The organism is Microcoleus sp. F10-B2, assembly GCF_036704965.1.
In the GTDB taxonomy this organism is placed as follows: domain Bacteria; phylum Cyanobacteriota; class Cyanobacteriia; order Cyanobacteriales; family Microcoleaceae; genus Microcoleus.
The window spans coordinates 71,445-81,548 of sequence record NZ_JAUBTB010000027.1 but is presented as its reverse complement, the minus strand read 5'-3'; the positions used below and the strand labels follow the sequence as shown (position 1 = coordinate 81,548).

Genomic DNA, 10,104 nt, shown 5'->3' with positions numbered 1-10,104 from the left:
TGGGCGTCCCGCCCGTCCCCGATAGACGGGCGGGACGCCCATCCCACAAGAAAAAAGGGAAATTATTTAATTGACGAGCCTAACTTCAATTATAGATCTGCCGCGACCTGCAACGGTGCAATAGGGCGACACGGCACAGACTTGTACGCAGTTGATTATAAACAATCACTCCCTGCTTGGGAGAGATTTCACACCAGTTCTTTATCAAATCTTTAAACTCTTTCAGGTTTTGCAAACAAAGTGTAAAGCTGTCAAAATATAGATAGCAATTCTCAGCCAAAATTAGGTAAATCCTCGTGAGTAACACTAGCAATTTTCGCGAAGCCGTGCGCGAGGCCAAAAACCACGCGCTAGTAGGCCCCAACGTCATCTCCAACGCTCTCCCCTTCGTGGGCGGCGGACTTGTCTTAACTGCTGTCGGCGCCTACGGCGGCCTCGGAGTGATCCGCAACTATCCCGGGATCTTCTTTCCCACCTTCATCGCCGCGATCGTCCTACAATTAATTCTGTTCTTTGTCGCCCGCGGCGCTGCCGAACAAGGTAACAAAAATACCGCTTTGCCTCTGCTGGCAACCTACAGCTTGCTTACAGGCTACACCCTCAGCGGATTGGTGTCTATAGCCCTCAGAAGCGAAGGCGTCGGCATCGCCGGTATTGGTTTTGCTGCACTTGGATGCGGCATTACCTTTATCGCCGCCCGCCAAATTGGCTCCAACTTGTCCGAAACAGACGGCATGGCCCTCACCAAAACTATCAGTTTAGGTGTCATTGCTTTGTTAGTCGTCGTTGGCGGTCAGTTTCTGCTGTCTCTATTTGGCATCTACACCCCAACTTGGTTGGAAATTGGCATTTCCGGCATCGGCGTATTTCTGTTTGCCGGCGCTGCGATCGTCGATTTTTACATATTACCCCGCAGCTACCGCGACGACCAGTATTTGCCCGCCGCTCTGTCGATGTACTTGACCTACATCAACTTGTTCATTTTCATTCTGCGCCTGCTGATTGCTATCAACAGCCGCGATTAATTGAAACTTTAGCTTAAAAAAACCGCGGCTCGATCGACATCCTGCCGCGGTTTTTGATTAAGATTTGGAATCAAGATAGTCGTCATTGCCTCTGTCGCTCATACAAAAAACTTATATCATGTTCACAGCGGACAGACATAAGGTATAATTTTATTTTTTAATCACTCAATCAAAGCTCTTGTTATCTAATTTTGTCGATCGCTATTTTTTATATCAAATCTGTTAGCATCGGAATTATTCCTATATCTATTCTCGACAAGCGCGTGAATCAGCGTCCATCTCTTATCATCGGCGATGAATAAATTCTCTTTTTTGACCGCAGATACAGGCAGATAAACACAGATTAACGCAGATGAATTAGATGGATTCCGGTTGCACAATCGGTGATTGTTGACCCTTCGGCTTTGCGGTTCCTGAGCCTAGTCGAAGGGCAGGGCATCGCTGTTGGCTAGATTTTACTATTCCGACGCTACCGGAATTGATATTCAATATTAATCACAAATTAATTGGGGAAAATTCATGTACTTAAAATATGAAGATATCAGGAGAGTCAGCGTAGAAATTACCTCCCGCTGCAATGCAGCTTGTCCCCAGTGTCCCCGCACCGGCAACCCTATTTTGCCGGGGGCAGAATTAAAGATGGAGGATATTGAGAGAATTTTCCCACAAGAGTTTTGCTCTCAGTTGGATTTGGTGTATATGTGCGGCAACTACGGCGATGCTATGACTAGCAATACCACAATTCCCGCGATCGAATATTTGCACCGCATGGGAGTTCCTCATATCTCGCTGTACACCAACGGTAGCGGACGCAATCCAGACTGGTGGCAAGCCCTGGCAAAGGCGATGACAGGAGAAGATGACCGCGTAATTTTTAGTATCGACGGGTTGGCAGATACTAACAGTATCTACCGCCAAAATACCAACTGGGACAGGATAATGCAGTCGGTTAATGCCTTTATCCAAGCTGGCGGAAAAGCTGTATGGCATTACTTGATATTTGAACACAACCAGCACCAAGTAGAAGCAGCACGGGATTTAGCCCAACAATTAGGATTTGTCGAGTTTGTACCGAAAGCAACCTCTCGTTTTGTGGCGAAAGAGATTTATGACAAAGAGTCCGCAAATCAACAGCCCCAGAAGACAGAAAACTCTCAGGTAGATACCAAGAGCGATCGCCCAAACCAACCAGCAACAGCTAATGCGTCAGCCCCTCAAAATCAAACACAGACCGCTGTTGGGTTGCACCAACAAGCAGAGGACTGTTTGAGACAAGGACAGCTCTCAGAGGCGATCGCCGCCAGCCAAAAAGCCTTAAAAATTCAATCTAATTTTGCAGCAGCCTGGAAAACTTTAGGCAATGCTGTTCAAGGTTTGGGGAAGATGCAAGCAGCAGCAGACTGTTACGCAAAGGCCCTAAAAATTCAGCCTAATTTTCCAGAAGTTTATGCTAATGTCGGCAGTCTTTATGCTCAACAGCAACAGTGGCAGCCAGCTAGTGCTTATTACCAAAAGGCGATCGAGCTTAAACCCACTTTTGCCGGAGCTTATCGCAATTTAGCTAAAGTTTTGACGCAGTTGGGGCAACCAGAAAAAGCAAATTATGCTTGGTATCAAGCTATAGCTATCGAAACCTCTCAAGCACCAGAACCAACTCGTTCTGTTCCATCAAAGCCAGCCAGTGAAGAACTCCAACCCCCATCGTTGGAACAATATAAAAATCCCCAGGGAGACCAATTTATCCAAGCTGTAGAAAAATTTGGTAGCCTAAACAATTACTACCGAAATGTAGAAATTAGCTGCCAAACTCAAGCCAGCAAAGAGATTTTCATCAGTTTTGAAGCGGAACTCTGGCCTTGCTGTTGGGTAAGCCATACTAAATACGCTGTTTATAACCACACTTACAGACCGCAAATGCTGGCTTTAATTGAAAAGTACGGAAATGGTTTTAATTCTCTCAGAACTCAATCGGTGAAAGATGCGATCGCCAGAGATTGGTTTCGCGAAGACCTCACAAAAAGTTTTTCCTGTTCTAAAAGGTTGGACGTATGTGCTCACGAATGCGGTAAAACTTTCAATTCAACAGGTTCGCAGTATATCTAGCAATAAACCTGTAGGGCTGACTCTCATAGGTACAGCCCCTACATACTGTTGGCGATCGCCCGTCATGGCAAGGAGTCCAAGAAATTGCTGAAATAGAGTGCGGTGCAGAAGTTCTTGACGACCTCGACTAAATAATAATGCAAGGGCGATCGTCCTTGCATTATCCCAAGTTAAATGGGTAGCCGATTTTTGGAGAAATAAAACTTGTGGATATTACAAAACAAACTTCACGAAAAAGGGATGACCGCTAGTTTTGATTTTATTAAGTCCAAGCCAATTCACTCCATCATTGCAAGTGTAGAAGTTGGCACCTGAACATTTGTTAGACCTGAGACCGGTAGGACAAGCATAGGTCAAAGTCAGAGAGTGACCCCCTACCGAATAGGTTACACTACCTTTTGAGCCAAAGAGCCCCGGATAATCCTGTAACCAGAACTCTCTTTTTTGGCCTGGAATAATCTGCTGAGGGGGACTGACGACATAATGACCGTCCTCATCGTTAGATTGAGTTAAATTCAATGTAGACGTTCCGTTGGTGTTGTCAATAATGATATAACAAGAATAATCCATCGATGTCGAAGAAATCACTGAGTCGGTCGGAGCAGAATAAGGGCTTATTTGATAAGATGTATTCTGCTTAATCACCTGATAAATACTGGCTTGACAGTTATCTGTATCAACCACCGAGAAAGTAACCCTTTGAGACGGAATATCAGGACTTGAAGGACATTCAAAACCAGTATTAGCGTACTTAACAAAACCCTTGGTTATACCTAGCTTGGGGGTATGGGTATGTCCTAAAACAATCAAGTCTGAGTCAGACATTAGAGCAGATCGTTGGGCAAACCAAGCAATATAAGTCCCATTTAAATCGGCGATCGCAGATTTTACCGTGGCTAATATACCATCTCTACCACCTCCCCAATCAGAAACCCACTTGTTCTGCAAATTACGGTACAGTTCCTTCGCTTGTGCCATAGTGGTTGTGTGACCGTTTGGTAAGATAATCGGCTCATCTTGCGGGATTCCAGTCACTTCCATAATGTAGTCGAGAACTAAATTAACTAACCCCATAGATCCCGAAGAAATTGCGGCATCAACTGAGGAGACTAACCCCTCTAAATTCATTGAGTTAGGAGCACCTTGACCCTGCAAATTAGCAACAGTTTCTCCGGGTTTAAGCGAGTTGTTTAACATATAAGCCACTGAGCGGGTAATGAAATAGCCGAGAGGTAATGGGCTAATTTCAGTGTCGAGGTAGGGGGCATTAAACATCGTAAATATATGCCCGTGAGTAAAGGCAATCTTTTTGCCTCCGGCAGTCTGGACATAATAAATTGGGTCGGGAGAATATTGGACTTTATAATTTGATGAAGTTGGAATTTGGTGCAAATCATGTTCAGTGATCTCCATATCATGGTTGCCATTGACATAAGTCACCTTTCCTTGTAAAGCCGTCAAAGCCTGACTTAACTTTCCATCCTCTCCAAAAATATTGGGATTAGCGTTTAGGAAATCAGTAAAGGTAGGGAGTTGACGATCGGGAGGATAAGTCCAAGAATCGAATATATCACCGAGTAAAATTAGCTCTTGAATTGAGTCTGACTCACGGATAACATAATCTAGTATGGCTGATAGATATGGTTCGTGGAAGTCTTTTTGATACCAGTTTGTGGGTTCATTGGTACTGATGTGTATGTCACTTAAGACAATAATTTTATTCTTTGGCATTTTGATTTCTCTCTTGATAAGTGGCTAAAAAAAATCTTGTATGTAGGGTTTTTCTGTAGTTTAACCCTACATACAAGATCGGGAAATCAGACTGAAATTGCTGCGTTTTTAGGAACGCTGAATCCGATAGCGAACTGTGTAATCCCAGGTGGACCAACCAATGCCTTTTTCCACCATTAGCCAGGAGCGCTCCTCAAAGGAGGGTCCTGTGGCGGAAATTTCTAATTCGGTAGTACCCAGTAAGTCATCTTTATCCAAACTACTGAAAAAGCCTACCCCCTTTGTAACTGCTCCAAGAATCGCTCCCGCCGTAGCTCCTTGTGGACCACCGAAAGTTGATAAAAGAGTTGAAACACCACCGCTAATTGCGGTAACTGTCGAGCCGTACTGAGCCCAGTCTTTTGCAAAATCTTCGTCGTAAGCCTTTATTCCGCCTTTGACGCTTTGTCCTTGTGGGACATCGCCTTCAAATAAAATGCTTTCGCCTGCTGGGAATGTTTTCCTTTGCTTGTCGTTGATACTGATAGGCTTCGTCAGAATTGGCTTTACGACTGTCCCGCCTGCCAAAGCACCAACGAGATAAAACTCGTCAGCACCTGTTATATCTTCAGTATCTCGGCAATAAACATCAATTAATTCGATTTTCATCCTGACCATACTTTTCTCTGCCTACTGTGTTTAGTGTTGTGATGAGAAGGGCATTTTATTAATTAGCATCTGAACGCTTTTTTCGTGCCCTTCACATCTATAAGACGATTACAGACACTCATTTGTGAATTTTGAGATGTAGATTTTTTTTCCTTAACATGGCTTACGCACGCTTCTCCCTAAAAAACCCGGTTTCTCGTTCTCATCCTCGGGAGCATCTCATATTTGTAAAAACACTTCTTCTGGCTCCTGCCTCCTGCCTCCTGCCTCCTGCCTCCTGCCTCAAAACTCCAATTTCTAGCTGGGCTGCTTTCATTGAGATGCTCCCTCATCCTCAAGCTAAAATGACGCAATTACGTTAAGAAACCGGGTTTTTGCCTCCTGGACTACTTAACTGAATGCACGTCATAAAACTAGACGCAAGAAAGAGAGATTTTTCGGACTAGATCGGGAATTATGCACAATCTCCAGGTGCAGGGCAACCACGGGGGATTGCCCCTAGAAGACGCTATATATATGAAGAGCGCAAGTCCTCTATATGTTGCAACTTTTCCGGGTGTCTCGCCGTCAAAGCTAAAAGGAACCCATGACAAAACCAACCATCAGGTAACTGAGGCTGAAGTTGCGTTCCCTATTAAGAGACACTAAAGTTTTGTTTAATTCAGTCCTGGAGGCAACAATCCTAGGAATAGGGGCAACCACGGCGGGATTGCCCCCTACAAAACGCTATATGTAGAGGCTGTGCGTCTAGGACTGTAATGGTCTGAAAAAATTGCCAGCAGTATCATCTCGCCTTGGCTAAAATGCCAAGAGATTTCAGGAAAAAGTGTTCACAACTCTTTCAAAAACCCTGAATACAGAACCAATGTAATTATGTCATTCTGAACGCAGGGCAAGCGTTGTGAAGCATGAGGCGAGAGCCTTGGCTACACTACAGTTCCTTCGCAAAGCTCAGGATTCAGGATGACAACAAAGCGTTTGTGTCCAAGACTGTTCTTGAAATATGCACTTTTGTACTCAGCTATTCTTTAGATGGAAAAGAGCCAAAAGCCGCCACTATCCATCCACACCCGCCAGCACTGATGGGAATGTAGTTGATCTAGCTTGCTGACAATCGAAAAATTTCTATATTGAGTCTTGATTAAAGCTTGTGTTAGCTGCCAAATATACAGCGTCGCCTCAAACCACCGAAAAGCATTGTGCTTGAATTCTAATTTCCGATCGGATTGGGCCACAACCATCACCGACCCTCTCTGCCGCTGGGATGGTGCTACCTCCTGCGGTTCCTCGCTGACAACTATCTCTACTTCCTCTACTACTGCGGATAAGATAATAGTCTCGATCGCACTAGCTTCAACTCGCACCCTCTTTTTCGACTCTTCCTTTTTTGGAGACTCCTCCCCATCAGTAGAATCATCCCCCATCCAATATCCCCTTAACTCTTTTCGCAGAATAGCCCGCGCCTGGGAGATGCGTTTGGAGACATTCTGGTAGGAAATATCTTGCTGTTGGCTAATCTCTTGATGAGAGAGTTCTTGATAAAAGTGCAGGATAAAAGTCTCGCGCATCTTCTGGGGTAAGTTATCGATCGCGCTGCGAACCACCATCTCTTTCTCGCCCCTCTCCAGAGCGCCCAGGGGCGTATCATGCAGAGAAACCAGTTCTATTTCCTCGACTGAGGCGATCGCTTCTATATTCTCAACTCTTGTCGCGGGGCGCGCGCGCGCGCGATGAATATCAATGCAGAGATTACGAGTCAGCAGCGTCAGCCAAGCCTTAAAATTGGGAATTTTCCCCTCATACTTTTGTACCTTTTCCCATGCTTTGAGCATCGCCAGACTGAGGGCATCTTCAGCATCGGTTGGGTTATAGTTCATCCACTTGAAACAGCAACGATAAATATCATTTTTATACTGCTGCCAAAGTGACCAAAAAACCATGCTGATATCTTCCGACCTATCCCCTGAAAACGTAGTTACTTGAGAATCTAAATTCATATCCCTATCCAGTAGATGAGATGATGGAAATCCTGAAAAAATTCGGTAATTTGGAAACGAGCGCGTCTTTATAAAACCGATTTGATATCTTTTCTGAAAAAATCAGGCAGACAAACAAGTCATCTCACATAACTCAATAGCCACAAGACGAGAAATCATGGGGGGATGGTGGCAAAAGAACCCATATCCATATCGCACAGGGCTTACGCTTACAGCAATAGATCTCAAATGGGTTCTATAAGCGTGTCCGAGCCATGACTGACACAGGATTAAGCGCTCAAGGGAACTCAGTTGCCTAGATAGCAGACGAAGTTCTACAGTGTCCAGAACTTCGTCAACATTCATGTAGTGATTTCATTTGAGTAGTATGCACACAGCAAGGAACGCTCTAGATTCTTATGCTTCCAAAACAGGCAGTTAATACAATTCGGTTTTGATGCAGATAGCAGGGGGCACAAGCACAAGGGCTGAATTATTTTAAGCGTACATTCACCAAAAAACTTCACTATTTATTATTCAATAGTTTAGCTCAACGCGAAATAGATAAAGTTGGTATGTTTGTGTAAAGTTATATTGCTGTGAAGCCCAAACTACACAATTAGTTTATTTTGTCAATATACTAAATTGGTCGATTAATTGGCCAACTCTAGCTAAAGGTTGGTTCCAAAAAACAGGTTTTTGTAAAAATACGGTCTCTGGGGGAGCGGCCCAACACAGAAGGGAGCATTTAGATATAAACTCTCCTCACCCTGCTTTAAATTTGCACATTTGGGATGGGATGCTCGCGCATAATCGCAGATAGACTTGGGCCGAAGTCTATTAGCAATGGAAAGTGGCTAACCTAAATTTCGCGATTCAAGGAACTAGCTGAGCATTCCCTGATAGGTATTTAAACTCTTACCGTTAAGGTAGTACGCAGGTACAGATCGGGTCAACTGTGGTTTAAGTCAAAGGGCGTCCGCGAGGGTGTCTTTAGATATGGGTCGTTGACGGAGTTATCAAGGATTTTTCTTTTGTTTTAGGCACCGAAATAGGTAGATTTTTTAGATAAATTTGGTGGCTGTTTGAGGGCGATTAAGAGCGGGATAGCTTCTCGCGCGTAATTTTGGCAATCCAAAACAGCGCGCGGCGAACGTTTAATCTCAAACAACAGTCTGGTAGGTTCGGTTGGGTTAGGGCAAAATCCAACGTATAATATCAAGAAGACATTTGATTGATTAGTATCTCTATTGCGGGTTTTGCCCTTCCTATTTATCAGAGGATTCCCAAGGGCAATTTATGATTTTTTCGAGAAAGTAAATTATTTGTCCGATCGGCATCGCTTGGGTTATTGTCGATCAACTTGAGACAGCCAGGGTAAATACCCATCTTCCAGACTCAACACATTTTTCGCCACAGATTATACCCTAGGAAGGAAGCAAAGAAAGCAAAATCAGGTTTTTTGTCTTCACAAACGGCAGATATCGATCTAAAATAAACAAGACACGCCAAAACTAGGAGAACTTACAGTGGAAGTTCTAGACATCAAACACAATATCGAAACTTTGTCCGATCGCCTAACCAATCTACAAGACTGTCTTTAGCTCAGCATTAACAGCCGAGAGCCAAAAGTTACAACAGCTAGCAGCACAGCCGGAATCTGGCAAAAGCATCAATACAGGCGAACGGCTACTCCAAGAACTAGACGCACTCCAATCCTACCAGGCAAAACTCAACCAGTGCCAAACAATTTTGGCAGATGCTACAGCAGCACTGGAGTTACTCGAATTTCAAGCAGACGACGAACTAGAGCAAGAACTTCAAACTAATTTAGCTCAACTAAACTGCTCTCTCGAAGAGTGTGAATTAGAGCAATCCTTGAGCGGGCCTTGCGACAAAAATGGAGCCTACCTCATAATTAATGCAGCAACAGATGACTTAGATGCTCAAGACTGGGCAGAAATGTTGCTGAGAATGTACGGTCGTTGGGGACAACACCGAGGCTATAAAGTTGAGTGTGTTGAATATTCCCCATCGGCCGATGTAGGAATTAATTCTGCAACTTTGGAAATAGACGGACGTTGCGCTTACGGCTATCTAAAGTCAGAAACCGGAGTGCATCTACTGAAACGTACATCGCCTTTTAATATTACCAGAAAGCAGGCGAGTTCAGCGACGGTGGAAGTTGTGCCAATGTATGTGGAACTGGAGATTCCACAGCAGGATTTAGAAATAATCTTGCCTCCTCCCAACCTGAATTGTAACAAACTAGAAACTTGGGTGAGGATTGTGCATATTCCTACTGGTATTTCTGCAATATCTAATCAGGGGCGGACTCAAATGCAAAATAGAGAAAACGCTTTGGCGCTTCTCACCAGCAAACTGTTTGCTATTATGCAAAGGCAAGAAGTTGCAGAAATTGCAGATATTGACTGCGAGATCCTAAAAACACTCCTCAACCAACCAATTCGGGAATATCAATTTGCCAGCGACAGCCCGAACCAGGGCAAAGTTTTGGATCTCCGTACAGGAATCGAAACAACAGCCGTCGCCGAGGTGCTCGACGGCCAACTTGACTCATTTATCAAAGCTGGTGTGCTGCTGCAAAATTGATTTGCACA

6 protein-coding genes and 1 pseudogene are annotated in these 10,104 nt (G+C 44.3%); 4 read left to right on the top strand and 3 right to left on the bottom strand.

The genetic code is table 11. The features are described 5' to 3' along the window. The 3 genes and pseudogenes from QUA99_RS13060 to QUA99_RS13050 form a co-directional block, all read left to right on the top strand. A pseudogene (locus tag QUA99_RS13060) lies at nucleotides 1-216 on the top strand (hypothetical protein); the annotation flags it as partial. 80 nt (nucleotides 217-296) lie between these two features. Beyond that, nucleotides 297-1,025, top strand: coding sequence for a Bax inhibitor-1 family protein (locus tag QUA99_RS13055; protein ID WP_333237009.1), 729 nt, complete (start codon nucleotides 297-299; stop codon nucleotides 1,023-1,025). Between the two features lie 519 nt (nucleotides 1,026-1,544). Then, on the top strand, nucleotides 1,545-3,128 hold the full coding sequence (locus QUA99_RS13050; RefSeq protein ID WP_333237011.1) for a tetratricopeptide repeat protein: 1,584 nt from the start codon (nucleotides 1,545-1,547) through the stop codon (nucleotides 3,126-3,128). A gap of 213 nt (nucleotides 3,129-3,341) precedes the next feature. Here QUA99_RS13050 and QUA99_RS13045 read toward each other — a convergent pair whose 3' ends face one another. From QUA99_RS13045 to QUA99_RS13035, 3 genes are all read right to left on the bottom strand, one after another. Beyond that, nucleotides 3,342-4,859 (bottom strand): metallophosphoesterase, encoded by a 1,518-nt coding sequence (locus tag QUA99_RS13045; protein WP_333237013.1) that lies wholly within the window; start codon nucleotides 4,857-4,859, stop codon nucleotides 3,342-3,344. Nucleotides 4,860-4,967: 108 nt separating this feature from the next. Further along, nucleotides 4,968-5,507 carry a hypothetical protein gene (locus QUA99_RS13040; protein WP_333237016.1) on the bottom strand — a complete coding sequence of 180 codons (540 nt, stop codon included), beginning with the start codon at nucleotides 5,505-5,507 and terminating at the stop codon, nucleotides 4,968-4,970. A gap of 1,028 nt (nucleotides 5,508-6,535) precedes the next feature. Continuing rightward, complete coding sequence (locus tag QUA99_RS13035; RefSeq protein WP_333237017.1) at nucleotides 6,536-7,504, bottom strand: sigma-70 family RNA polymerase sigma factor; 969 nt, start codon at nucleotides 7,502-7,504, stop codon at nucleotides 6,536-6,538. 1,508 nt (nucleotides 7,505-9,012) lie between these two features. On the opposite strand from QUA99_RS13035, the gene QUA99_RS13030 reads away from it, so the two are divergent. Beyond that, a protein-coding gene (locus QUA99_RS13030) for a PCRF domain-containing protein (protein ID WP_445251006.1) occupies nucleotides 9,013-10,096 on the top strand; the annotation gives its coding sequence in 2 pieces (ribosomal slippage) (nucleotides 9,013-9,086 and nucleotides 9,085-10,096; 1,086 coding nt in all). Nucleotides 10,097-10,104 lie beyond the last annotated feature (8 nt).